18 protein-coding genes and 1 pseudogene are annotated in these 23,609 nt (G+C 66.5%); 11 read left to right on the forward strand and 8 right to left on the reverse strand.

Going from position 1 to position 23,609, the window contains the following annotated elements; all coding sequences use genetic code 11:
* From MKK82_RS20745 to MKK82_RS20770, 6 genes and pseudogenes are all read left to right on the forward strand, one after another.
* A pseudogene (locus MKK82_RS20745) lies at positions 1-799 on the forward strand (glycosyl transferase); the annotation flags it as partial.
* 90 nt (positions 800-889) lie between these two features.
* Positions 890-1,684, forward strand: coding sequence for an ABC transporter permease (locus MKK82_RS20750; protein WP_243986671.1), 795 nt, complete (start codon positions 890-892; stop codon positions 1,682-1,684).
* Positions 1,685-1,876: 192 nt separating this feature from the next.
* On the forward strand, positions 1,877-2,212 hold the full coding sequence (locus MKK82_RS20755; protein WP_243986672.1) for a hypothetical protein: 336 nt from the start codon (positions 1,877-1,879) through the stop codon (positions 2,210-2,212).
* Positions 2,213-2,270: 58 nt separating this feature from the next.
* A complete protein-coding gene (locus MKK82_RS20760) occupies positions 2,271-3,023 on the forward strand; it encodes an FkbM family methyltransferase (protein ID WP_243986674.1) in 753 nt (250 codons plus the stop codon).
* A gap of 12 nt (positions 3,024-3,035) precedes the next feature.
* A complete protein-coding gene (locus MKK82_RS20765) occupies positions 3,036-3,353 on the forward strand; it encodes a hypothetical protein (protein WP_243986676.1) in 318 nt (105 codons plus the stop codon).
* Positions 3,354-5,204: 1,851 nt separating this feature from the next.
* The gene (locus tag MKK82_RS20770; RefSeq protein ID WP_243986678.1) at positions 5,205-6,311 is read left to right on the forward strand and encodes a methyltransferase domain-containing protein; all 1,107 of its coding nucleotides are present in this window, start codon (positions 5,205-5,207) and stop codon (positions 6,309-6,311) included.
* Positions 6,312-6,635: 324 nt separating this feature from the next.
* Here the strand turns inward: MKK82_RS20770 and MKK82_RS20775 are convergent, their stop codons facing one another.
* A complete protein-coding gene (locus MKK82_RS20775; protein ID WP_243986680.1) occupies positions 6,636-7,877 on the reverse strand; it encodes a capsule biosynthesis protein in 1,242 nt (413 codons plus the stop codon).
* A gap of 232 nt (positions 7,878-8,109) precedes the next feature.
* Between MKK82_RS20775 and MKK82_RS20780 the strand changes: the two genes are divergently transcribed.
* The 3 genes from MKK82_RS20780 to MKK82_RS20790 all read left to right on the forward strand — a co-directional run bounded on the left by MKK82_RS20780 (position 8,110) and on the right by MKK82_RS20790 (position 11,311).
* Positions 8,110-8,763 carry an ABC transporter ATP-binding protein gene (locus MKK82_RS20780; RefSeq protein WP_243986681.1) on the forward strand — a complete coding sequence of 218 codons (654 nt, stop codon included), beginning with the start codon at positions 8,110-8,112 and terminating at the stop codon, positions 8,761-8,763.
* Between the two features lie 113 nt (positions 8,764-8,876).
* Positions 8,877-10,289, forward strand: a complete 1,413-nt coding sequence (locus MKK82_RS20785; protein WP_243986682.1) for a phosphomannomutase — start codon at positions 8,877-8,879, stop codon at positions 10,287-10,289.
* 239 nt (positions 10,290-10,528) lie between these two features.
* Positions 10,529-11,311 (forward strand): FkbM family methyltransferase, encoded by a 783-nt coding sequence (locus tag MKK82_RS20790; protein WP_243986683.1) that lies wholly within the window; start codon positions 10,529-10,531, stop codon positions 11,309-11,311.
* Positions 11,312-11,697: 386 nt separating this feature from the next.
* Here the strand turns inward: MKK82_RS20790 and MKK82_RS20795 are convergent, their stop codons facing one another.
* The 4 genes from MKK82_RS20795 to MKK82_RS20810 form a co-directional block, all read right to left on the reverse strand.
* Positions 11,698-13,170, reverse strand: a complete 1,473-nt coding sequence (locus tag MKK82_RS20795) for a glycosyltransferase (protein WP_243986684.1) — start codon at positions 13,168-13,170, stop codon at positions 11,698-11,700.
* A gap of 121 nt (positions 13,171-13,291) precedes the next feature.
* A complete protein-coding gene (locus MKK82_RS20800; RefSeq protein ID WP_243986685.1) occupies positions 13,292-14,086 on the reverse strand; it encodes a glycosyltransferase family A protein in 795 nt (264 codons plus the stop codon).
* Between the two features lie 1,111 nt (positions 14,087-15,197).
* Entirely contained in the window at positions 15,198-16,628 is a 1,431-nt protein-coding gene (locus tag MKK82_RS20805) for a GGDEF domain-containing protein (RefSeq protein ID WP_243986686.1), read from the reverse strand.
* A gap of 82 nt (positions 16,629-16,710) precedes the next feature.
* Positions 16,711-18,516: a methyl-accepting chemotaxis protein gene (locus MKK82_RS20810; protein WP_243986687.1), complete on the reverse strand. Its 1,806-nt coding sequence runs from the start codon at positions 18,514-18,516 to the stop codon at positions 16,711-16,713.
* A gap of 692 nt (positions 18,517-19,208) precedes the next feature.
* Here MKK82_RS20810 and MKK82_RS20815 point away from each other — a divergent pair.
* On the forward strand, positions 19,209-20,195 hold the full coding sequence (locus MKK82_RS20815) for a hypothetical protein (protein ID WP_243986689.1): 987 nt from the start codon (positions 19,209-19,211) through the stop codon (positions 20,193-20,195).
* A gap of 326 nt (positions 20,196-20,521) precedes the next feature.
* On the opposite strand, the gene MKK82_RS20820 is transcribed toward MKK82_RS20815, so the two are convergent.
* From MKK82_RS20820 to MKK82_RS20830, 3 genes are all read right to left on the reverse strand, one after another.
* A complete protein-coding gene (locus MKK82_RS20820) occupies positions 20,522-21,817 on the reverse strand; it encodes an arsenic transporter (RefSeq protein WP_243986691.1) in 1,296 nt (431 codons plus the stop codon).
* Between the two features lie 94 nt (positions 21,818-21,911).
* A complete protein-coding gene (arsC, locus tag MKK82_RS20825; RefSeq protein ID WP_243986701.1) occupies positions 21,912-22,349 on the reverse strand; it encodes an arsenate reductase (glutaredoxin) in 438 nt (145 codons plus the stop codon).
* Positions 22,342-22,701: an ArsR/SmtB family transcription factor gene (locus MKK82_RS20830; protein WP_243986706.1), complete on the reverse strand. Its 360-nt coding sequence runs from the start codon at positions 22,699-22,701 to the stop codon at positions 22,342-22,344. Before MKK82_RS20830 ends, arsC begins: the two co-directional genes overlap by 8 nt.
* Before the next feature lie 50 nt (positions 22,702-22,751).
* On the opposite strand from MKK82_RS20830, the gene arsH reads away from it, so the two are divergent.
* Positions 22,752-23,498, forward strand: coding sequence for an arsenical resistance protein ArsH (gene arsH, locus MKK82_RS20835; RefSeq protein WP_243986783.1), 747 nt, complete (start codon positions 22,752-22,754; stop codon positions 23,496-23,498).
* Positions 23,499-23,609: the final 111 nt, after the last annotated feature.

Here is a 23,609-nt window from a genome sequence, read left to right on the forward strand (position 1 = left end):
CCTGGCCGCGGATGCGGACGGGTTCGAGGAGCCGGACCCGGGGGCGCGGCGGGCGACGTTCGGGGCCTTCCTGGCGGGCGCCGCGCGGGTGTTCGCGCCGTCCGCCGACACGGCGGCGCGGATCCGGGGCGTGTACCCGGATCTCGCCGTCACGGTCCGGCCGCACCTCGAGCCCGAGCGCGCCGTGCGCGACACCGCCCTCCAGCGGCACGGACAGATCCGCCGCGTCGCCGTGCTGGGTGGAATCAGCCTGCCCGAAGGCGGGCTCCTGCTGCAGGCCCTGGCGGCGGATGCGCGCAAACGCGGTCTGCCGCTGCACTTCTCCATCGTGGGCTTCTCCGACCCGGCCCTCACGGGCGGCCTGGAGCGTGCAGGCGTCCTCGAAACCGGGCGCTACTCGACCGACGACCCGACCCTCGATCGCGTGGCGCGGGCGGCCCTCCAGATCGCGGAGACCGGCCACCACTGGGAGGACGAGGAGACCCTCGATCTCGTCACCCAGGTCTCGACCGACCTGATCCTGCTGCCGACGATCTGGCCGGAGACATACGCGTACGGGCTGACGCTCGCGCTGCGCACCGGCCTGCCGGTGGTGGCCTTCGACCTCGGCGCCCAGGGCGAGCGGCTGCGCGCCCACCCGAACGGCCACCTGCTGCCCTACGCCCTGGCCGCCGACCCGGCCGCCCTCAACGACCGGCTGCTCGCCGTCGACGTCTCGGCCAGCGGCGGTCCCTCCCGGCAGATCCAGGCCACCGCATACGGTGACCTGATGCGCGCCTATTACGGCGTCGCACCCTGACGCTTGCCCGCAGAGCGCGCAGGTGCCCGGGCAACTCACTTTGGCCCCTTTCTTTGTTAAAGCAGGCCCTGCAACGCAGAGGTTATCCTGATGTCCGCCGTCCCGCAGGCTCAGAAAGTAAAGAGCGCGAACGAGGCCTATCTGCACGTCTTGTGCGCGCTGATGCTGCGCGACATGCGCACGCGCTTCGGAGCCTCCCTCTGGGGTTACGGCGTGGTCGTGCTCTGGCCCTGCGTGCACGTCTTCGTGCTGATCGCGATCTACACGTTCCAGAAACTGGCGGCCCCGCTCGGGGACAGCCGGCCGCTTTTCTTCGCCACGGGCGCGGTTCCGGTGCTGGTCTTCCAGTACATCTCCCGAGAGGTCATGAAGGCGGTCATCATGAACCGGCCGCTGACCTACTATCCGCAGGTCAAGATCTTCGACGTGATTCTCGCGCGCATCCTCGTGGAGATCGTGACGGGCTTTCTGGCACTGATCGTCATCTCGTCCGTGCTGGCGGCCATCGGGACCGATCCTGTGCCGTCGGACCCCTTGACCGCTGTATGCGGGTACATCGCCGCCATCATCCTCGGTGTCGGCGTCGGAACCATCAACGTCGCGATCATCGCCTTCTTCCCGGGATACCTTATCGGCTACTCGCTCTTCAGCATCATCCTCTACATTTCCAGCGGCGTGATGTTCCTGCCCAGCTACATGCCCGATAAGATCTATTATTGGATGAAGTACAACCCCGCACTTCAGCTGGCCGAGTGGGTTCGACTGGCCTATTATCCCTATTCCGGACTGCAGATTGATTTCCTTTACATCATCATGTTCGGGCTGACCACCACGAGCATCGGCCTGCTTCTCGTCAAGCACATCGTCGGCAAGATACAGATGTAGACTGCGCCGATACGGATACGATCGTCCGGGGTTCTCGGCTCCCGGTCTTCCGTATCCCCGTCCCGGCGAGGCGGCACTGCCGGTGCGGCCAGGCCGCCGCAGCCCCGGAACAATCCGTCCGGTCACGCCTCCGCCCGGCGCAGCCGCCACCCCGTTCGGCACAGGCCTGCCTGGGAAGCTTAAGGCTCTCGCATGACAAAGAAGCCCGTCAACGACATCGAGACGAAGTATATCCGGCAGATCCAGCATCAGCAGACGGAAGTCGCCCTCATCAAGGCTCAGCTCGATGCGGCAGAGCGCGAGCGCGATCGATACAAAGCGCGGTTCGACGCCATGGCGACACTCGTGGACGCGGTGATCGGCAGCCTCCGGCCGTTCGGCTTCAGCCGAAATCGCTTCGTGACGACCATCCGCAGGGCCGCGCAGGCCATCCCCGACCACGGCCCGGAAGCGCTCCAGCACACCGTCCTCTTCGAGGGCTCGACGCGGATCCTCAAGGCGCAGCCTCCAGGCAGCGTCCGCCCCTGAGCGGCCCCAAACCGCAGTCACCACGCTGGCGCTGAGTTCAACGAACAGAGCAAGAGTCATGGATGTCGAGCTTCTGACGGTGTTCAATTCGTTGATCGATTTGAAATACCATCTTGCCGAAAGGCCTCATATCTTCACGTCGGAACTCGATTTCCTCGCGTTCGCCACGAAGATGGCCCCCTTGTCCAATTCCCAGCTGCTCCAAGACCTCTGGGTTCTGTACGAGCTGAGGGAGAAGCGGAACGGATATTTCGTCGAATTCGGCGCCTGCGACGGAGTGAGCCTCAGCAACACGCTCCTGCTCGAGAAGATGTTCGGCTGGCAGGGCGCCGTGGCCGAGCCGGCCCGAGCCTGGCACGAGGCTTTGTACAAGAATCGGGATTGCTACATCAGCGACAAATGCGTCTACAAGACCGACGGCATCCAAGTTGTATTCAACGAAGTCGATATCGGCGAGCTGTCCGGCATGAAAGATCTTATGGAGAGCGATTTCCACTCAGATTTTCGCCAGGAAGGCCGGCAGTACAGTGTCGAGACGATTTCCTTGAACCGCTTTCTCGTGGAGGCCCGCGCGCCGAAGCGTATCGACTACATGAGCATCGACGTGGAAGGCGGCGAATTCGATGTGCTGCAAAGCTTCGATTTCACGCGCCACGACGTGGCCCTGATCAGCGTCGAGCATAACTTCTCAGGGACGCGCGAGAAGATCTACGACCTTCTGACGGGCTTCGGGTATCGTCCAAAATTCCGGCAGTTCTCCCTCTTCGACGATTGGTACGTACGCCCCGATCTCGTCCTCGCGCAGCCCTGACCGGAGCGCCTCATGTCCGCAGTCGCCGCACTGGAAATTCTCGACTCGACGTTCGATTTGTTCAAGCAGATGGGCAGCGGCATCGCACTCGATCTGCAATGGCTCGAAATCTCCCGGCGGCTTCACTTGGTCCGCGCCGAGGTTGCCTTGTCGGCCGATGCGGCCTTCGTTGCGACGAAGCTGAAGGCGCATGCGGCCTATTACATCCTGAACTACCAGCCGGATTTGGGTTCCGAGCGGATCAGGAAGGCGAACGCTGCGAATCTCGACACTGTCGTCGAGCACTATTCCGTTCTCCGCGCGCATCTTGAGCTGCAATTGACCGCCTGAACCACCACGCCGAGCACGGCGCAGGCACGGGCCGCCCCCCCCCGGAAGGCGGGCGGCCCCCACCGTCGGGCGGTTCGTCCCGCGCGGGACCGTCCGAGGCCGCCGGCCGGAGTCCCGTGAGGTGCGCCGGGTCCGGCCCGAATCGTTCCCGTCCGTGCGGCGTCCCTCCGATCGCGTCCGCCGCCAGAAGAGCCGCCGGCACAACCGGCGGGCGAGGTCGGACGCCCAGGGGCCCGTCGGGCGCTGCCGGGCCGCGACTGCGCCGCCGGACGGGGCGGGCGCGGCCGTACGCTAGATCGATCCGGCCTGGAGGCGCTCCTGCGCCTGACTGGCCCAGGGTCGGCACCGCGAGCCTCGGCCAGGGGCCTCGCGCCGGCCCGCAGCGCGGCCGTCCCGGGACGACATCGTCCGCCCCAGGGGCAGGGACGCCGCATTCAGGCAGGTCTGCACAATGTGCTATCAGGCCGTACCGCCCTCCCGGGCCCCTGGATTGACCGCCATGCGCCGGCTTATGCTCGCCGCTTCCCTTCTACTCCTGCCCGCTCCGGCTTCGGCGCTGTGTCGCTGCGTCTGCGTTCAGGGCGTGATGCGGCCGATCTGTCAGCCGACGGATTTGATGGTGCCGATCTGCCAGGGCTTTTGCGAGACGACGATCCGCCCTGATCGCGCCGTCACACCGCTGGCGGGAGGCCTTCAGGTGTTCGAGCCCGCTCAATCGACGAATCCGTCGCCCGGTGGCCTTGCATCGCCGGACCTCAGCTTGGACACGAGCCCCAACGGCCAGCTCCTCGGCACGCCGAGCCAGCTCTCGGGCAGCGTCGGATCGAGCCTGTCCACCGGATCCGGGACGAGCGGACGCTGAACCGCGGCCGGATCGCCGCGACGAAACGGTCGGGCTCTCGGGGATCCATGCCTCCGGGACAGAGGCCGGACCTCGCCCCGGACCGGGCCGGCCGCGGACGGATAGGAGGCCCTGCGGGGCCGGGGACGGAAACGACGGGCGGGGGCAACCCCGTCTTCCTCCTGAAGGGTCATGCAGCGGATCACAGGCCCGCCCCCGTCGAAGCGCCCGACGAGGCAAGCCGGCCGCCCCTCCGCCCGGGCGGCGTGCGACAGGCGGTGGCGCGGCCGGTCCCTGCATCACGGCGCCCTTGCGGGCGTTCCGGCACGACCTGGCCCCATCGAGGTCAGGCGGCGGCTTGAAGCGGCGCGGTGCGGCGGCGCGTTGAGGCAACCAGGGCCGCAATCGGACGGCGGCGCTATGATGGCCCGGGGCGGCGCCTCCTCGCCCGCAGGCCGTCGACCGCCTGCTGGCGTCGCTCAACGGTCACGCCTACCCCGAGGGGCACCCGTCGCGCCCGCCTCGTCGAGGAGAGACGACCATCAGCCGTCGAAGCCGCGCGCTCCCGGGGGCCGGATCCTTCAACGTCCCAGCCTGCACCCTCGGGGCGCCCTCGGCTTTGCGCCCGCTTCCGCGGCTCTGCTAGGACACGTCCGTGTCCTCACCGGCGCCGGCGATGCTCTCGCCCTGCGCGGTCCCCACCGCGGTCCGGCGCAGATTCAGCACCGCCTCCTCCGGCCTCGGTCACCGTGACATCGCCCCATCCCTCAGCCCCGGCTGATTCCTGCGCTGCGCTCGCTCCGGCAACGGCCGGTCAGGCCACATCGACGCTCCGATCGCGAGGGGTCGCCCTCGCCACCAGCCGCAGGATGGCGACCCCGACCCTGGCCACGCGGCGCTTCGCTCCCGGCCGGCCATACGGCTGCACGACGCGCAGTCGAACCAGTCGCAAGGCCTCGTGACCCGCACGGACTCTTTGTGTACCCCACCTCAACGAGGAGTGGATGTGTATGAATCGGACACAACGCCTTCTGCGATCGCTGCCCAGGGACGCCCGCCTCGTCGAGGTGGGACCGAGCTTCGCTCCGCTCGCGCCGAAGCGGGAGGGCTGGAACACCTTTGTCATCGACCATGCCTCGCGCGACGATCTCGTGGCCAAGTACACCGCGCATCATGGGGTCGACACGACCCGGATCGAGGAGGTCGATTTCGTCTGGCAAGGCGGCTCCCTCGCGGATGCGGTGCCGGCCGATCAGCACGGCACATTCGACGCCTTCATCGCCAGCCACGTCATCGAGCACACCACCGACGTGGTGACCTTCCTTCAGGCCGCCGAGACCCTGATCCGGCCCGACGGGGTCATCATCCTGGCCGTCCCCGACAAGCGGAAGTGCTTCGACTTCTACCGCCACCCCTCGACCACCGGCGATGCGCTGGCGGCATTCCTGGAGAAGCGCGCTCGTCACGACACGCGCACCCATTTCGAATCCGTCATGCGCACGATCCACAAGGGCGGCGCACCGGGCTGGCCGGGTGACGACACCCGGGAGGGCGTCATCGCCATCCCGTTCGACAAGGCGCACGAGCAGCTCGCCCTCGCCGGGCTGCCCGAGTACGTCGATGCCCACAATTGGATCTTCGTGCCGTCGAGCTTCCGCCTGATGCTGCTGGAACTGGCGGCAATGGGATACCTGGATCTGCGCGTCGATGAGATCGCCGAGGCGGAGGCGACGGAGTTCTACGCGTGGCTGCGCCGAGGCAGGGTCCCGATGGAGGCGGCGGAGCTTCAGACCGCTCGACGACACCTCATGGACCGGATCATCGTGGAGCTGTCACAGCAGCTGAGACAATTGCCGGAGGCGCTCCGGAGCGAGGACGGTCCCGAGGCCCAGTTTCTCAACGGGATCAAGGAAGCCGATTTTCGCACCGAAGCGACGCAGATTGTCCTGGCCGCAGTTCTGGCGAGCACCGGTTGGCGCGGCCTCAATCGCCGCAAGTTCCGAAGGCTGATCGCCGAGGCGAGCCGATCGATCCCAGTCAGCGGTCCCGCCGCCGTGCAGCACCTCGTCCTGCTGGAGGGGGCCCAGAAGGTCCTGGGATCGGACCCCGCAGACTAGAGCCGCGACGCGCGCAGAGCGAGGCCGATCGGTTCGAAGCGTGGGGGACCATCCTCCCGCCTCGCAGCCGCGAGGGGCCGCGGCCTTCCCGCGGGTCTGGCGGGCGGGACAAGGGCGGAACGCCGGCCGCCTCGGTCGCGCCCCGGTCGCCTTGCGCGAGGGCCGGCGCCCGGCCGGGGGTGGCGGATCAGCGCCAGCGCGGTAGCCGACCGGGATCGCGCGCCGGGTCGGGCAGCCGCGCCGCTCACTCCGACCGATCGCCGCGCGAGCACCGGCCCGTCCTGCGCCGATGACGCCCGGCGCCGGATCGATCCGGCGCGATCCTCAGCTGATCATCACCTTGCGCCCGAACAGCGCCGCGGCGAACAGCACGGCGGCGCCCGCGGTGATCAAGCTGATCATCAGGGTCCTGCGCGGCTCGGTGGAGGATTCCGCCTTCACCGGCACGACGATCGGGCTGAGGTATTCGACCTGACGCGCCGCGATGATGCGCGCATGCTCGTTCGCCTTGCGCACCGACTCGTAATACTTCTCCGCGCCCTTCCGCTCGTTCTCGAGCGCCTCGAACTGCGTGAGCGCGCTCGAGAGCTGGCGCTTCTGCTCGGGGGCCTCTCCGGCGCTCTCCCGCTGCAGGCGCACGATGTTGGTATCCAGATCGGCGATCTGCTGCTTGATGTCGATGATGTTCCGGGCTGCCGGACCGAGATCGCGCTGCCCGACGGAGAGCTGGACCGCGAGGTTGACCCGCGCGGTGCGCAGGTCCGAAATCGTTTTCAGGGTGGCTTCGTTCGACTTTACGGCGTCGAGCACGCCGGCCCGGTTGCGCAGGTCAGTCAGGGCCGTGTTGATCTTGCGGACGCGCTCCTCGGCGCGCTTCAGCTCGCGGGTGCTCTCGGCGACGGCATCCTCGCGGGCCCGGGCGCTCAGGCCGTTCACCATCGCGTCCGCCGCCTGCAGGATGGCCTGAGTGATGGCCAGCGACTCCGCCGGCTCGAAGGCTTCGACCGACAGCGACATGATCCCGGACGCCGACTCGATGTCGACGGCAACGCGGCGCTTCCAGTAGCGTAGCCGTTTCTCGATGGGCTTCTCGGGATTGAGGCGGGAGAAGTAGTCGATGTCGTCCCGACTGAACCACTCGCGCAGGGGCAGCTGCGCCTCGATGGTCTCCAGCATCGGACGGCTATAGATGTACTCTTGCGTGATCATGCTGTCTTGCGCGATCGTCGAGTTCACGACTCCGGCATTCGTACCGACCTCGTCGGGCGCCGCCTTCTCGGCGGAGCCGATCGCCGGCCTGATCGCGAACTGCGTCTCCGTCACGTATCGATCCGAGACGATGAAGCCATAATACAGCGCCCCAATCGCGACCGGCAGCACGAAGCAGAGCGCGAACAGGATCGGGATCCAGGGATCGTCCTTGACGTGGCTCTGGTAGGACCGGATGCCCTTCTTGCGATCGATCATACCCGTCAGCCGGGTGAGCTGCAGGGCCTCGGCCATCGCCCTCTGTCGATCAGCGGCCCTGGGCGGTCGACCCGCAGTGCGCTGGACGTCTGTGCTCATTGTCTGCTTCCCGGCTTCCGCGGCTCCGGACGTGATTCGGGCTTGGCTGCCACAAGGGCCGCGGCGAGTCCGACACGGTCTGGCCCTTCACATCGACAGACGGCAAAAGGATGTCGGCGCCGCTCCCGCGCGCGAGGCCGCCCCGCGGGGCCATCTCCAAGTTTGGCCACCTTCGTGCTCTAGCAGTCCGAACCGCCATCGCTGTCTGATCGTCTGTCGGGAGAACGGCCCCGTGATCCGTTTCGAGAAAGTTACCAAGATCTACCGGACCAACGGCTACCCTCGGATCATCCTGGATCAAGCATCGTTCACCCTGAAGCCCGGCATCTCCTACGGTATCCTGGGCATCAATGGCGCTGGCAAATCGACCACGATGCGGCTCATCGCCGGGACCGAGGACGCGTCGAAGGGGAAGATCCGCCGCGACCGGCGCGTTTCCTGGCCCCTGGGCTTCGCGGGCGGCTTCCACCCCAAGATGAGCGGCCGCGACAATGTCATGTTCGTCGCGCGGATCTACGGGGAGGAGCCACGAAAGGTGCTCGACTTCGTCGAGGATTTCTCCGAACTCGGCAGCTACCTCGAAGCCCCGATCTACACGTATTCCTCGGGCATGGCTGCGCGCCTCGCGTTCGGCATGAGCATGGCGATCCCGTTCGATTGCTACCTGATCGACGAGATCACTTCGGTCGGCGACGCGCGCTTCTCGAAGCGCTGTGACGAGGTGTTCGCCCAACGCCGGAAGGACGCGGACATCATCATGGTCTCACACTCCATGGACACGATCCGCCGGTGGTGCACGCACGGCCTCGTCCTGCTCAACGGGCGCGCGATCGTCTACGAGAACGTCGATGACGCGATCGAGGTCTACAAGCGCCTCAATGCCTGAGGTGTCCCGCGGGCGCTGAGGGCCCGGGCCCGGGTCGGGCGTTGTGATGGCGTGCGTTTCGCGGCATCACTCGCCGGGGCGCACCAGAGTGCCCGGATCCCGACGAGAACGCCGTGAGCAGTCTGAAATTCGGTACGAGCGGCCTGCGCGGCCTCGTGACGGACCTGGTGGGCCGGCCGAGCTACCGCTACGCCTGTGCGTTCTTCCGGTCCGTCCCCACGGGGGAGGGCGGCCGCGCCGTGGTGATCGGACGCGACCTGCGCGACAGTTCTCCGGGCATCGCCGCCACGGTGGCGGCGGCCGCGGCGGCGTGCGGATTTGAGGCGATCGACTGCGGCGCCCTGCCGACGCCGGCCCTCGCCCTCGAAGCGACGCGGCGCGGCGCCCCTGCCGTCATGGTCACCGGCAGCCACATCCCCGAGGACCGCAACGGCCTGAAGTTCTATCGGCCCGACGGCGAGATCACCAAGGCCGACGAGGCCGCGATCCTGGCCGCCCTCGCGGAGGTCGCCGATGCCGACGCGGCACCGGCATCGCCCGTTCCTGCCACGCAGGAGCCCGGCGCCATCGAGCGCTACCGTCGCCGCTACGGCGAGACCTTCGCGCCCGAGATCCTGAAGGGTCTGCGCGTCGCGGTCTATCAGCAGAGTTCGGTCGCCCGCGATCTCCTGACGGACCTGCTCGGACAGTTCGGCGCCCAGGTGACCCCGATCGGCCGGTCGCAAACCTTCGTGCCGATCGACACCGAGGCTCATCGGCCCGAGGACATCGCCTTCATCCGCGAGGCCATGGCCGCAGGCGCGTTCGACGCGCTCGTGACAACCGACGGCGACGCCGACCGACCCCTGATCGCGGACGGCGCCGGGCGGATCGTGCGGGGCGACGTGCTCGGCCTGATCACCGCCCGGTTCCTCGGCGCCGACACGGTCGTTGTGCCGGTGACCGCGGGCTCGGCGCTCGAACACTCCGGCGGCTTCACGCGGGTGGTGCGCACCAAGGTCGGCTCCCCCTTCGTCATCGCCGGGATGGAGCAGGCGATCGGCGCCGGCGCGCGCTCCGTCGTCGGGTTCGAGGCCAATGGCGGCTTCCTGCTCGGATCGGACGTCGCCATCGGCGGAAAGGTCCTGCCCGCCCTGCCGACCCGGGATGCCATGCTGCCCATCCTGGCCACACTGGCCGCCGTGCAGACGGCAGGCACCTCCCTGGCCGAACTCGTCCTGTCCCTCGATGCCGGGGAGATGGCCAGCGACCGGCTCCCGAACACGCCGTCGGAGCGGAGCGGCGCGTTTCTCGACCGGCTTCGCGACGAGGCCTTCCGAACCGAATTCTTGCGGTCGATCGGTTCGGTGCGGTCGGTCGATCAGCAGGACGGCATCAGGGTCGAGCTTGACAGCGGACGCACCATCCATTTCCGTGCCTCGGGCAATGCCCCCGAGTTACGGTGCTACGCGGAAGCCAAGTCGGCCCAGGCGGCGCAAGATCTCGTGCAGTGGGGACTCACCGCGGCGGCGGCGGCCATGTCGTGATCGACCGATCACGGCGGGTTTCCGCCGTGAACCTGTCTTTCATACCCCTGCCTGAACCTGTCGTCGCAAGGTGATCACCACAGGATCGACGAGGGCGATCATCGCCGCCACGCCCACGACGTCATCCGACCACGAAGCCGCAATTCGATCGTGCGACCTCGTCATTGGCATTTTCCGCCAAGCCGCACGCTGAACGATACTGTCAGCCGGTACGAAGACCATAATGAAGGGGTTCACTCATGCCCATGCTCGAATATAACATTTCAGAAGCCGTCGTTGATTACAAACACTCGACCAGGATGAGTGTGGCCCACATCCTGGGCCAGCTGGCGCCGCACGATTGCGCAGGCATGAGAAAATCCCGCTACGGGCGGTTGTTCGACGGCGGCTATGTCATGGCCGACGACTTCGACGGCGTGACGGCCGCCTACTCCCTCGGGATCAGCCATGACGTCTCGTGGGACCTCGACATCGCCAACAAGGGCATAAAGATCTTTCAATACGACCACACGATAAACCAACTGCCGGCCCATCATCCGCATTTCACCTGGGAGAAGACCGGGATCGGGGCAGACCATTCCGAGCCCGGGTTCAAAACATTGGCCGATATCGTCGCGGAAAATTCGCAACCCGGCGATCGGGACCTGATTCTAAAATGTGATGTCGAAGGGTTCGAGTGGCCCATCCTGGCCAATTGCAGCACCGCGCTGCTCGCCCGCTTCCGTCAGATCGTCATCGAAGTCCACGCCATCAATGCCCTGGCCGATCCCCGACATGCCGACCTGATCGGACGGGCCGTCACCAATCTCTCAACCAATCATCATGTCATTCACGTTCATGCGAACAATTATGGTGCGTGGGCGATACTAGGCAGCATCCCCGTTCCAACCGTACTGGAACTTACCTTATTGCGGAAAGATCGCGGCAGCTTCCAGCCCACCGCGAGCGAGTATCCCACGCTGCTGGACATGCCGAACAATCCGGAACGCGCCGACTTTCCCCTCGGCAGGTTTCGATTTTAGCGCAGACTATCGCGATCCCGTGACGGCGCACTCATCCCGAGACCGGGCCCGGGATCGACGTCCGCGCCTGTCCCGCAGCCGCTCAGCGCGGCTCGGCGGGGATGACGGGCCCTCCGGGGCGGTCCGCCGACGCCGCGACAGCGCCAGAACCCGCTCACGGCCCAGCACACAACCAATTACCACCAAGAAGTCGAGGACAGCTGGCTGCGATGTGGCGTACGCCGCCGCCGGGACACGGGCAGGGCAGGGCAGGGCAGGGCGCAAGGAACCCGGAGCAGAGGTCATCGGGAAGACGCGAATGGGCCACGAGGATTGACGGGCGCGCCCCTGCGCTCGTTCTGCTCCGCCCCCCGATCACGCGGATCACCACACGCGTGACGATGTCGTTACAGGCCCACCCGAAACGTCCGGATGATTTCCTTCGGAAGCTCGGCCTGACAGATCAGCCGTACATTCAAGCTGTAGGGAGCCTGATCGAGTTCGACACCGCGGCCCTGCCCCGTACGCCAGTCGAAGCGGATCTCGTGACTCGCCGGCTTGTCAGGGTTCACCGGTCCGAGCACCTCTCGGGGATACCCTTCGGTCACGTAGACGTTCTGACACGAGGACAACTTGCCGGTTATTCTCTGGATCTCAGAGTTCGAAAGATGCTGGAGCACTTGGCGGACGAGATAGACGTCACCCCTCGGCAGCTCGTCCGCGACAGCATCCAGGACCTTGAAGGAGACGCGATCACTGCTGTACCGGGATGCATTATACTCAATCAGCTCAGGCACAAGATCGCACCCGATGTACTGATCGGGCAGCGCCTGCATGAGTTTCTGGCCGATGGCAAAATCCCCGCAGCCGATGTCGACGATGACGAGGGGACGCCCGATCTTCAGTCGCAGGTGACTGAGCTCGGCGAGCATGGCCTGTATGTAGATGTCGGCGACGTCGCCCCGGGACCCGATACCGGAGAAGAAACGGGATTGCCCGTCATTGCCCCAGCGATTTTGCGCGTAGGTCTGCTGAAAGATGGAGGTCCGAAGGTGATGCTCCGTACCGGAACGCCCGGACGGCGCGGCACCGAAATCGTCCGGCAGGTGCGCGACGTAGGGCTTCGCCCAGCGGGCGAAATTGGTGTCCATCGATCGCACCTGACCCGGCGTCAGGTCCTTGATCAGGGACCATGATTTCGATTCCCACAGATGCGTTGCGAAGCTCTGCGTGGTGTCGATCGGATTGTTCGACCTGAAAATCCAGTCGATGTGCGGCTCAACCCAGAGGGGCCAATAGAAAGCCAGATGGTTCAAGATAGTGATTTCATCGGGAAACAGACGGCTCATGAAGAACGGGAGCTGAACCGAATGCTCGCTCCAGAATAGCTCCGTATGATCCCGGCCACCCCGGAACCACTTATACTGCTCCAACCAGCGCGCAATGAATGTCGAACCGGGCTCGGCCAGTATCACCGCATTGGCCGTACCGAACTGCCCGTCGGGCCCCTCCTCGCCGAGGACCGTCGGATAGCCGAGGAGGGGATCGAAGTCGCGATGCACGAAAACGTCGGCATCGAGATAGATGCCACCGTGCTTGATGAGGGCGAGAAGCCGCACGATGTCGGCCCGATGAGCGGCGCTGTGCAGCGGGCGGCCGAAGATTTCCCTGGGCGCCTCGATCCTGACTTCGGTGACGAACGGCTTCGTCAGCGACCACCATTCGTTACGCGGTTCATGCTCGTAGAAGAACATGACGGTCTCGGGATTGATCTTTTCGATGGCGCTACGCAAGCAGACGTAGTGCATCAGGCTCCAAGGTTTCCCACCAAAATCTTCGGCCATGCCAAAACAATAATGAAGTATTTTAGGCACGCGCATCGCGATTCTCGATTAGTATGGGATGGCGGGATGCGCGGATCGATCCGCATCCTGACGCGAGCGGGCATCTAAGACAGAGTATTACGAACTGTCAAGATTTCGGCAGTCGTCGATCGGCGAATCAAATGCGGCCGAAAATAATTCTTCGTTTCTCGGAGTCGGGAAGTTTTTGCCAATGCGCCTCCGAGTTCCGAACGATTGTCAGGTCGACGGAACCGAGGGGCGGGAATTCTTGTCGCCCAGCGTAGTGCACCGCCCATTTCGTCTTGTAATTCATCGTGGGCTTCGACGTTCGCGCGATCGCGAACCCCCTGTTATTGACTGCAGCCCAAACAAACTGATCCCCGGCTCCGCTCAGCTCGACGGGCAATGTGGTCCAGAGCACCGCGATCTCGAGGGCTCTCCGGCTGAGCATCACCGTGCCGGTGTCGGCGAATCGATAGCCGTCGCTCTCCGGATCCATCGGATCGAGCACGCTTCCGTCGAGCCGCCTCAACGTCCGACGGCTCACCGCGATATCGGAGCGCTCCCGGATCAGGGCGTCGTGAAGGGTCGACACGTGGTTCGGCTCGAGCCAATTGTCCGCATCGAGGAAACAGACGCACTCGGCACCGCTCTGAAACGCGTGGAGCGCACCGACGCCGCGCGCGAAATTTCCCGCGTCGTGATGGGCCGAAGGCAGCACGATGTGCTGGCAGCCCCAGGCATTGACGGCGGCGTTGGGATAGCCGTCCGCGACCATGATGTGGGTCACCTCCGCGTCCTGGGCCACGACACTGCGATGCGCCGTCGCCAGTTCATGGAGGTCTTCACGATAATAGGGCGTCACGACGGCGAGCTTTGTCATCCCGGCGCGCGGCCCTGGCCGCGGCGCGTCCGCCCTTACAAAGGTCTCGAGGTTCTGCGTGGCAAACATGCTCGATCTCTCTTCATGATCGGCCCAAGCGTGCCGCGCGCGCCAAACCACTCAACCCATATCTGCTGCGACCGCCGCGGCGTGCCTCGAAGACTGGAGGTATGTCATCAGGGTCTTCGCATCGTGGAATCACGTTTTACGCGATCTTGGTTAATCATTTATCACGGGCCCGCCAGACCCGGGGCGGCGACGGCGGCGCGGCTTCAGGGAGTCGCCGACGCGCCGCGGCACATGATGTGCGCTTCGCGGCTCGCCGGGACGTCGATGAAGGCCACGCGTGCGCTGCGGTCCTGCTCGCCCGGGATGCGCGGGGAGCACGGGCGCCGGCCGCTCCTCCAGGAACGGGTCGGTGCCGCGGCCGGGGCCCGCCCGCAGGGATTGCTCCGTACGAAGCGGCCCACGATTGAACCGGGACCGGCTGATGCGCTGGCGCGTGCCGGGCAGTCACGCAAATCCGCCCGGGCCTTGTTCCAAGCCGATGTGAACCGCATCGGATTCCCCGGAGGCCGATCGTGGCTTGGGTCGGGCGACCACGCTTGGGCCGGGCGACCACGCTTGGGCCGGGCGACCAGGGCTTGGTCGACACCGTGAGCATGATGGCGCGCTTCGGCCTCCGCGGGCGAGACGTTGCCGATCGGCGCGGGGCGGAGGCGGCTGCACCCGTCGACCCACCCTAGGGGGCGTCCTCGACCGCATCGAAGGAGCGCCAGGGTCCGCGTCGATGGATCGCCTCCACCTCGAACGGGCCGTTGAGAGGCCCCTGCGGTGCGCGCAGCACGCGCGGACGGGCTGATTGCGACCCCTGTCCGGCCTGCCGGGGGCCGTGAGGTCCTCTCAAAGACCGACGTCGCCCGGCTCTCGTTCGAAGCGCGCTTGGGTCGGCTGCGCGAACTGACCCTGCCGAGTCGCGAGCCGAGCGATGAAGATCTCGGTTTTCAGCCCTCGGTCCGGATCTCCATCGTCTCGTTCGGCAGAGACAGGTGCCGCGGCACGACTCCAATACGGTGCGGCATCGAACTACCGGGGCCATTCCGGCGTCTCGCCACTTTGCGCGACACACTGTAATCAAAAACCAACCCGCCCGATTCGAGCTGTAGGTCCTTGATACAAACTAGGTGGATGCGCACAGCGTATTACGCCCCCGTTCCTTCGCATCGTACAGGGCTCGGTCGGCCCGTCGAGCCAGGTCTTCGTAACGCTCGCCCGGATGCGACGTGGCCGCACCGATGCTGAGGCTTATGAACGCCACGGACTTGTCGTCGACCGACAGGGGCGAGACGTGCACGCCGGCGCGAATGCGCTCGCCGACCTCTCTGGCCACGTCCAGGGCGGTGTTCGGCAGGAGGATCATGAACTCGTCGCCACCCGATCGCCCGACGATGTCCTGGACACGCGTGTGCGATCGCAGCAGCGTTGCGACGTGCCGGAGCGCCAGATCGCCGGCATGGTGGCCCCAACGGTCGTTGATCTGCTTGAAGTGATCGAAGTCGACCGCGAGCAGGCTGAGCGGCGTCGACGACGTCCTCGACAGCAGCATCCTGGCCTCGCTTTCGAAGCCACCACGATTGAGGATCCCGGTCAGCGGATCGGTGAGGGCGCTTGCGGTCATCTCCCGATCATGTGCGGCCAAGGCCGCCGTGAGATCCGCCCGCGCCGTCACCTCGGCCGCGACCGGCAGACAGGTCATCAGGATGGTGGCCAGAACCACCTGGAAGGCCTGCACGTGCGTCGCCGTATCGGGCGCGATCAGCACGACAGGACCCCGGCCCTGCATCGTCGCGGCCCCTCCGATGACGGCGACGAGCATCACGGCAGCCTCCGTGCCAAGCCGGCCAACCCGGAACGTGATCAGCATCAGGGGCGGAAAAATCGCGAACAGCAGTGGGCGGCTCGTACCGAAGAAGATGAACCAAGCGACCACTCCGGCCATCGCGAGCAACGCGATCGCCTCCAACCGCTGCGGCCACGCCCGGCCCATGAACCACGTCACGAACTCGCCCCGGAATGCGGCGTAGAGGAAGGGCGTGAAGACGAGAAGCCCGAGCCCGTCGCTCGCGACCCACGTGGCGAAGGCCGTCCACAAGGGTTCGCCGAAGACGAGGAGCGCAGTCAAGCTGCCCAGCGTGCCGCTGGTCACCGGGGCCAGCACGCCCGCGATGAGGATGAACCGAAGGACGGCACCGGTTGATCGTAGAGGATTGTCCGTACCGAACGCCCTGCGCAGCAGCCAGACGGCCACGGCAACCTCGATCAGGTTGGCGAGGCCGTACAAGATCGGGCCCGCGAGCGTGCCCCTGAGGAGCAGGTTGGCCGCGATGTTCGCGACGAACCCCGCGCTCAGAACCGTCCGCCAGCGCGGCCGCGCATCGGCCAGCAGCAAGGCCACAAGGATCGCATTGGCCGGCCAGATGGTCGCTATGCTTCGGCCGTTGCTGGTGAGATGGATCACCGCGACGGCGGCGCCGAAGTACAGCAGCGCCGCCGTCAGCCAGATCTGGCTGGTTTGCCGTCCTGTCTCCGCAATATCGTGTTCTTGACTCATCATATTGAATTCAGGAACATGAGTTCTCGATCAAGTCTTTGAATGAGGCAGTATTCAGATTGGCGTGATGCCGGCGTGGAGGCTAGAAGCTATACGCCATGCGGAATCCGCCCCAGTGACGGCCGGCAATCCGGATCGGAGCGTCAATCTCCAGGAGCATCACCAGGCGGCCGTCGCCCATGTCGCGGGCGTACGACTGCACCAGGAACGGCTCCGTGTTGCGCGCGGCCATCAACCCGGCCCGGTCGTCGAAGATACGCCGGTTGCGGCTGTTGGCCGTGTTCCAGGCGACATCGCCCGGGCGCTGCGGCTTGGCATATTTCCGGTTGTGCACCGGCAAGTAGGCGTTCCGGTCCATCGCGGCGCAGAACGTCAGGCGCGGATCGGCACTGAGCAGGCGCTCTTGGATCGGCGTGAGCACCGTCTCGAGAACCGGCACCGCCGCGGTCAGGTATTGCTGCGGATGAGTGCCTGCCACGGGCTGATACGAGGTGTCGAACAAAGCCGCCGCGGTCAGTCGTCCGTCCGCCAGCGCGGCCTCGAGCGCGTGCTGGATCTCCGCGGCGGCAGCCTGGGCGCGTGCGATGTAGCTGGCGTTCTGAGCGTTGACCGATCCCGCAAGCTCGTCGACCCTGGACGCGAACCCTTCCGGTGCCCGCGTGATGTGCAGGTGCAGACCCAGCCCGCTGACACCCGCGACCCGCGTCGTGACGGAGCCCAGTTCCGCGATCTCGACGTCGAGCTCCAACCCCGCCTCTGCCTGCAAGTCCTCAGGCGACGTCACCAGGAAGCCGCCGCGGCCCACATCGATGGTGCGCGCGCCGTAACGTCGCCCGCCGCGCAGGAGCGTCGCCGTCAGCGCGACGGGAAGGCGCGGATGGTGACGGCGATCACCGAACGCATTGTTGCGCAACACCACCAGAGTGCGCCCGTGCAGGCGCTCAACCGAGGTCGTCGAGATCGCCGTCGCCGCGCTCACCGCCGAGGCGGCCTGCGCCTGCGCTCGGATTGCGCTCGCACTGTCGACGACGTGACTGACGAAGTGCGCCACCGCCTCAGCGGAGCGATTCAGTTCCGCCGTGGATGCGGTCTGCTCCTCGACGGCGGCGACGACCTCGATGAACTTGGGTCCGACCTGCTGAACCAGGCTCGCCGCGTCGCCGACGGTCCGAACGGAACCGAGCGCATCGTGCTGCAGGCGCGCGATGCTGGCGCGGACCTCATCGGTCGCGCGCGTCGTCTGTGCGGCGAGTTCCTTCACCTCCTGCGCCACGACCGCGAATCCGCGACCTTGGTCGCCAGCTCTGCGCGCCTCGATCATGGCGTTGAGGGCGAGCAGGTTGGTCTGCTTGGCGATCCCGCCGATGACGTTGACGACGGCGCCGATCTCGCCCGACGAGACACGAAGATGCTCGATCTGATCCTGCGCCGCGCTCACCACCGCCGTGATCTGCGCCAGCAGGCCGACCGCGGTGTGGATCTGGACGCTGATGCTGGTCGACGCCTGCGTGAGTTCCCGGGCGGCTTGGGCGAGGAGATGGGCCGTGCCGTCGACGGTCTGCGTTTCACCGACGAGCACCGCGGTGCGAGCGCCGATGTCGGCAAGGGCCGTGCTCGCCTGAACGACGGATCGACCGACTTCGGCGGAACTCCGCTGCACGGCAGAGACCAGCGTGTGCAGGTCGTGTTCGATCTGCGAGACGACGGGTTCGGCCCGTTGGTTCAGGGTCGGCGGCTGACGATCGACGGCAGGCACCATCGCCGGGATACGGGCGTCGGCACAGGCGACAGCCGAGACGGATTGACGACGCAGACGCTTCAGCATGAGCGGCCCTCCCGGCGCATCCAATGTGCGCCCGCCAGAACAAAGACTTTTCTGTTGCGCCAATTGATACAAAGTATGGGTAAATATTATGTACTTGCCTATGCAACTGTAAGTAATTGACTTTCCTTTGAGGCACCGCCCTGTCGCGCTGAAAAATGCGCTTTCTGACTGACGATACTCGACAAAATCGGCCCTCGGGCACGCCATCAGAAGTCGTGGGCTGCGCCGGCGGAAATGAAAGCAAATCGGTCATCGTTCTTGGCCGGCATGCGCGTGGAAGATTGGCGAGCATGTGGTCGTCCGGAGACCGGCGCGACGCCCGCCCACTTCGGATCATTGCCGGACGCGGCCTGTGGCTCGGCATCGTTGGATGTGGCCGTCCTCGATCACTCGGTGGAGCCTCGGGACGCTTACCCGTCCCGATCGCTCGATAAAGGCTGCGGGGGCGCCCAACGACGGCGCCTGCGTCCTCCGGCCCCCGCTCAGAGGCGGACGGTCGCGCTTCCGCTCATCTGAGACGCTCGACCGGCCATCGGCGCCAGCCGTTTCCGGCCGAAGGCCGGCCGTCCGCTCGGGAGAGAAGCCGCCGGACCAGCGGATGGCCCCTCACCGATCCGCATCGACGGTCCGGCGCAAACGACAAACGCCCCGGGGCCGTGATCTTCGACGGCGACCTACGGTTCATCAAGACCATCGGAGACCGGGAGCGTATGCTATGAAGGCACATGTTCCTACGCCGAGAAGAGCTGCGCCGGATGGGCCTCGTCGCTTCAGAATGGACAGCGCTCGCGTCGCCGAGGCGGTTTGACGCCCGCTTGGAGCTGGGCGGGCTTCCTGCCCTCTCGGCGCTGGTGTTGGCGTGGCCGATCACCGTCGCCCTAATCGTTGCCGCCCGGCTCGTATCCTTCGGCGAGATCACGTTCCTCTGGGCGCTCCCTTGGGTCGTGCTTCCGCTCTTCTGGCCGGCACTCGTGCTTCTGCCCGTCGCCGCGCACATACCGACACGAGCAATTCCACCCGCCTTCACGGCGGCGGGCATGGTTGCGAACAGTAAGATGTGGCTGCCTCTCGCAGGCGCGGAAGCCGCCGTTCCCAGGCGCGCGCTCATCGCGGCCCTCAACAACGGCGCAGTGTGTCTACTGCCACCGCTCCTATACGGCTTAATCCTGGCCTGGTTGGCGTCCCGCCGTGATCGTTCCGGTCCTGCCGATATGCGGGGCTTCCGTCCCTACCGTGCTGCGGCACTCGCATTGTTCGTGCTCGCGTCAGTATGGTTCGGGCTGCCTTTTCTGATGATGGCCATCTGGCTGACGCCCAGTCCACGCGGCGATGTGGGTGGCCTCGGAGTGCTCCTCGGGATCGTAGCAGGCGGCTTGATCCTCTATTTCCCCTGGATGGCCGTCATCGCTGGGATCGTGACGATCTCGATCGTGCACGGCATCCCCCGACCCTACACCGCCCTGGCGTTTCCAGTCGTCGCGCTTGCTTCGTGCCTGGCGATTTCCACCCTGACATCCTCAAACGTCCTGACATCCGCGCTCAGCGCGCAAATGAACATGCGGTTTTCGCTGAGCCTCGCTCCTGCCGTCCTCGAGTTTTGGCGATCATTTGCTGTCTCGGCTGCGGGCGTGACGATTTACGGGGTGTCTCTCTGGCTTACGCGCAGGAGGGTCGTTGCCCGCCCGCCGGTACCCGACCTGTCCATGGTCGGCTCGGTCGATCATCCCGCCGGGAATGGATGACCCTGTCACACGCACCGCAAGCCTTCGGTCTGACGTCCGCGCCACGACCGCTTCATCCGGAGGCCGGCCGGCGGAAGACCGCCCTGAACGACCGTTTCGAGAGCGGCTCGATAGGTGCCCGGCATTCCGGCGCACCTGAGATCAGCGCATGGCCGGTATCGGCGCGCCCGATCCGACCGCTCGCGGGAAGGTCCAAGCCTTCCGACCGACTCGAGCCGGATGGTCTGCGGCCCCCCGGCGCCGTCCAAGGATCTGCACCGCGCAAGGATCTGCACCGCGCCCAGGGCTGAGACCACCGGCCGGCATCGGCCGTCTTCGGTCGGGGCCTACGGTGCCGCGAGCACCGGCAGCCAAGCCGCGAGCGCCAGCAGCGTCGCGAGCAGCACCGGCGGGGTGATGACGAGGCCGACCTTCATGTACTGCCCCCAGGTGATCGTCTGGCCCTTCGTCGCCAGGACGTGCAGCCAGAGCAGGGTCGCGAGGCTGCCGATCGGGGTGAACTTCGGCCCGAGATCGCAGCCGATGACGTTGGCGTAGACCATGAGTTCGCGGGTCAGCGGCGCGAGGCCCGGAGCCTGCTGGATCGAGAGCGCCCCGATGAGGACGCTCGGCATGTTGTTCATCGCCGACGACAGAATCGCGGCGGCAAAGCCTGTCCCGATGGTGGCGACCCACGGACCGTGCCCGGCCAGCCAAACGAGGCCCCTGGCGAGTTCCTCGGTGAGGCCGGCGTTCCGCAGCCCGTAGACCACGAGGTACATGCCCAGGCTGAACAGCACGATCTGCCACGGCGCGCCGGTCAGCACCTTGCGGATCGGGATGACGCCGCCGCGGTTCGCGAGCAGCAGCAGGAGGGTCGCGCCGGCACAGGTGACGACGGAGACCGGGACGCCGAACGGTGCGGTGACGAAGTAGGCGACGAGCAGGACGCCGAGCAGGGGGAAAGCCGCCCGGAACACGGTCCGATCCCGGATCGCCTCGGCCGGAGGCTCGAGTGCCTGGATCGCGTAGGATGTCGGCACGGACCGCCGGAAGTAGGCCCAGAGCACGACGAGGGTCGCGACCAGCGAGACGAGGTCCACCGGCACCATCACGGCGGCGTACCGGCCGAAGGTGACGTCGAAGTAGTTGGCCGAGACGATGTTCACGAGGTTCGAGATCACCAGCGGCAGGCTGGTGCTGTCGGCCACGAACCCGCAGGCGACGATGAAGGCGAGCGCCGCCGCTGGCGAGAAGTCCAGGCGCAGCAGGATCGCCAGCACGATCGGGGTCAGCAGCAGCGCCGCACCGTCGTTGGCGAACACGGCGGCGATGGCCGCACCGAGCAGGATCACGAGCGGGAACAGCAGGCGGCCGCGCCCGCCACCCCAGCGCGCGACGTGCAGGGCCGCCCAGTGGAAGAACCCGGCCTCGTCGAGCAGGAGCGAGATGATGATCAGCGCGACGAACGTGAACGTCGCGTCCCAGACGATGTGCCAGACCACCGGGATGTCGCCGAGCTGGATGACGCCGGAGGCGAGCGCCACGGCCGCACCGGCGAGGGCGCTCCAGCCGATGCCGAGCCCCTTCGGCTGCCCGATGACGAGGACGAGGGTGACGAGGAAGATGGCGAGCGCGAGCATCGCGGCCGGATCCTGATGGCTGAGGGAGTAGGCGCGCGCCGATGCCGACGGCCTGCCGGCAGGCCGCCCGGCTGGCGATCTCGTTCGAGGCGGATCAGGCGGTGGCGACGCGGCGACCGTGCTCGTCGACGACGCGCTCGCCGTCCTCCTTGACGAATTCGCCCTGCTGCACCGGCACCAGGTCGAGCACGGCCTCGGACGGCCGGCACAGACGAACGCCCTTGGGGCTGACGACCACGGGGCGGTTCAGGAGGATCGGATGCGCCTCGATCGCGTCGAGCAACTGCTCGTCGGTGAGCGCCGGATCGCCGAGATTCAACGCGGCATAGGGCGTGCCCTTCTCGCGGAGGAACGCGCGCACCGTGGTCCCGGCGCGCCGCACGAGCTGGCGCACCATAGCCCGCGTCGGCGGCGTCTTCAGGTACTCGACCACGTGCGGTTCGACCCCGGCGTTGCGGATCATCGCCAGGGTGTTGCGGGAGGTGCCGCAATCCGGGTTGTGGTAAATGACGATGTCGAACGCTTCAGGCATGGGCGATCTCTCCGGTCGCGCACTCGCAGGTGGACAGGGCGGCGACCACGGGCGCGCACACGGCCGGGTGACCCTGGCAGCAATCGCGCATCAGGAAGGCGATCAGGTCCGACAGCGCCGGGTAAGCGGCGCTGTAGAGGATTGATCGCCCTTCGCGCCGCGAGGCGACGAGGCCCGCATGGCTGAGTTCCTTCAGGTGATGCGACACCGATGCGGCCGAGACACCGACCGCATCGGCGAGGACACCCGAGGCCAAGCCCGCCGGACCGGCGGTCACGAGCGCGCGGACGAGGCGCAGGCGGTGCTCCTGCGCGAGGGCCGCGAACGCCGCGAGGGCTTGCCGTTCGTCCATGCGTGCTTCAACATTCAAATGACAATTTGATTGTACAAGACAGGTCGATGGTGGACAAGCCCGAGCAACCCTTCCGGGACGGCATGCCGAACGTGAGCGCGGCGCATTTCGCGGTGCCGAACCGCGCGAGCGTTGAGACGGCGACGCGGTTCACGCACCCGCCGCGGTTCCTGATCCTCTACGGATCGCTGCGCGAGCGCTCGTTCAGCCGCCTCCTCGCCTACGAGGCCGCGCGCTTGCTGGAGGCCATGGGCGGGGAGGTGCGGATCTACGACGCGGACGGTCTGCCGCTGCCGGACGACACGACCGCCGATCACCCGAAGGTGCAGGAACTCCGCAACCTCTCGATCTGGTCCGAAGGCCAGGTCTGGATATCACCGGAGCGGCACGGCAACCTGACCGGCGTGATGAAGAGCCAGATCGACTGGCTGCCCCTGAGCGAGGGTTCGGTCCGACCGACGCAGGGGCGCACGCTGGCGGTCCTGCAGGTCTCAGGCGGCTCGCAGAGCTTCAACGCGGTCAACAGCCTGCGGATGCTGGGCCGCTGGATGCGGATGATCACCATCCCGAACCAGTCCTCGGTGCCGATGGCCTACAAGGAGTTCGACGAGGCCGGCCGGATGAAGCCGGGCCCGCTCTACGACCGCGTGGTCGACGTCTGCGAGGAACTGATGAAGTTCACGCTGCTCACCCGCGAGCGCGCCGATTATCTGGTCGACCGCTACAGCGAGCGGAAGGAGCGGGAGCCGGACCGGCTCAAGGCCGTGGCCGCCGACATCGGCTTCGTGAAGCGCTGACGCGGCGATTCACTGAGCATGCCGGCCTGGCTCAGGGCGGTCGCCGGACTCCGTCGGAGGTCCGGTTTCCCGCATCGCCTGCCGGGAGCCGCCGTGAGAGCGTCCGGCCGG

Origin of the sequence: Methylobacterium sp. E-046, from assembly GCF_022829625.1 — a bacterium.
Taxonomy (GTDB): domain Bacteria; phylum Pseudomonadota; class Alphaproteobacteria; order Rhizobiales; family Beijerinckiaceae; genus Methylobacterium; species Methylobacterium longum.

Excerpts from the sequence above, each read along its gene's own strand:
- MKK82_RS20775 (WP_243986680.1), bottom strand. The coding sequence starts at position 7,877 with ATGAGCACAGACGTCCAGCGCACTGCGGGTCGACCGCCCAGGGCCGCT.
- MKK82_RS20820 (WP_243986691.1), bottom strand. The coding sequence starts at position 21,817 with ATGCTCGCGCTCGCCATCTTCCTCGTCACCCTCGTCCTCGTCATCGGG.
- MKK82_RS20815 (WP_243986689.1), top strand. The coding sequence starts at position 19,209 with ATGGGCCTCGTCGCTTCAGAATGGACAGCGCTCGCGTCGCCGAGGCGG.
- MKK82_RS20805 (WP_243986686.1), bottom strand. The coding sequence starts at position 16,628 with ATGAGTCAAGAACACGATATTGCGGAGACAGGACGGCAAACCAGCCAG.
- MKK82_RS20750 (WP_243986671.1), top strand. The coding sequence starts at position 890 with ATGTCCGCCGTCCCGCAGGCTCAGAAAGTAAAGAGCGCGAACGAGGCC.
- MKK82_RS20790 (WP_243986683.1), top strand. The coding sequence starts at position 10,529 with ATGCCCATGCTCGAATATAACATTTCAGAAGCCGTCGTTGATTACAAA.
- MKK82_RS20760 (WP_243986674.1), top strand. The coding sequence starts at position 2,271 with ATGGATGTCGAGCTTCTGACGGTGTTCAATTCGTTGATCGATTTGAAA.
- MKK82_RS20830 (WP_243986706.1), bottom strand. The coding sequence starts at position 22,701 with ATGGACGAACGGCAAGCCCTCGCGGCGTTCGCGGCCCTCGCGCAGGAG.
- MKK82_RS20765 (WP_243986676.1), top strand. The coding sequence starts at position 3,036 with ATGTCCGCAGTCGCCGCACTGGAAATTCTCGACTCGACGTTCGATTTG.
- MKK82_RS20800 (WP_243986685.1), bottom strand. The coding sequence starts at position 14,086 with ATGTTTGCCACGCAGAACCTCGAGACCTTTGTAAGGGCGGACGCGCCG.
- MKK82_RS20755 (WP_243986672.1), top strand. The coding sequence starts at position 1,877 with ATGACAAAGAAGCCCGTCAACGACATCGAGACGAAGTATATCCGGCAG.
- arsC (WP_243986701.1), bottom strand. The coding sequence starts at position 22,349 with ATGCCTGAAGCGTTCGACATCGTCATTTACCACAACCCGGATTGCGGC.
- MKK82_RS20770 (WP_243986678.1), top strand. The coding sequence starts at position 5,205 with ATGAATCGGACACAACGCCTTCTGCGATCGCTGCCCAGGGACGCCCGC.
- MKK82_RS20795 (WP_243986684.1), bottom strand. The coding sequence starts at position 13,170 with ATGCGCGTGCCTAAAATACTTCATTATTGTTTTGGCATGGCCGAAGAT.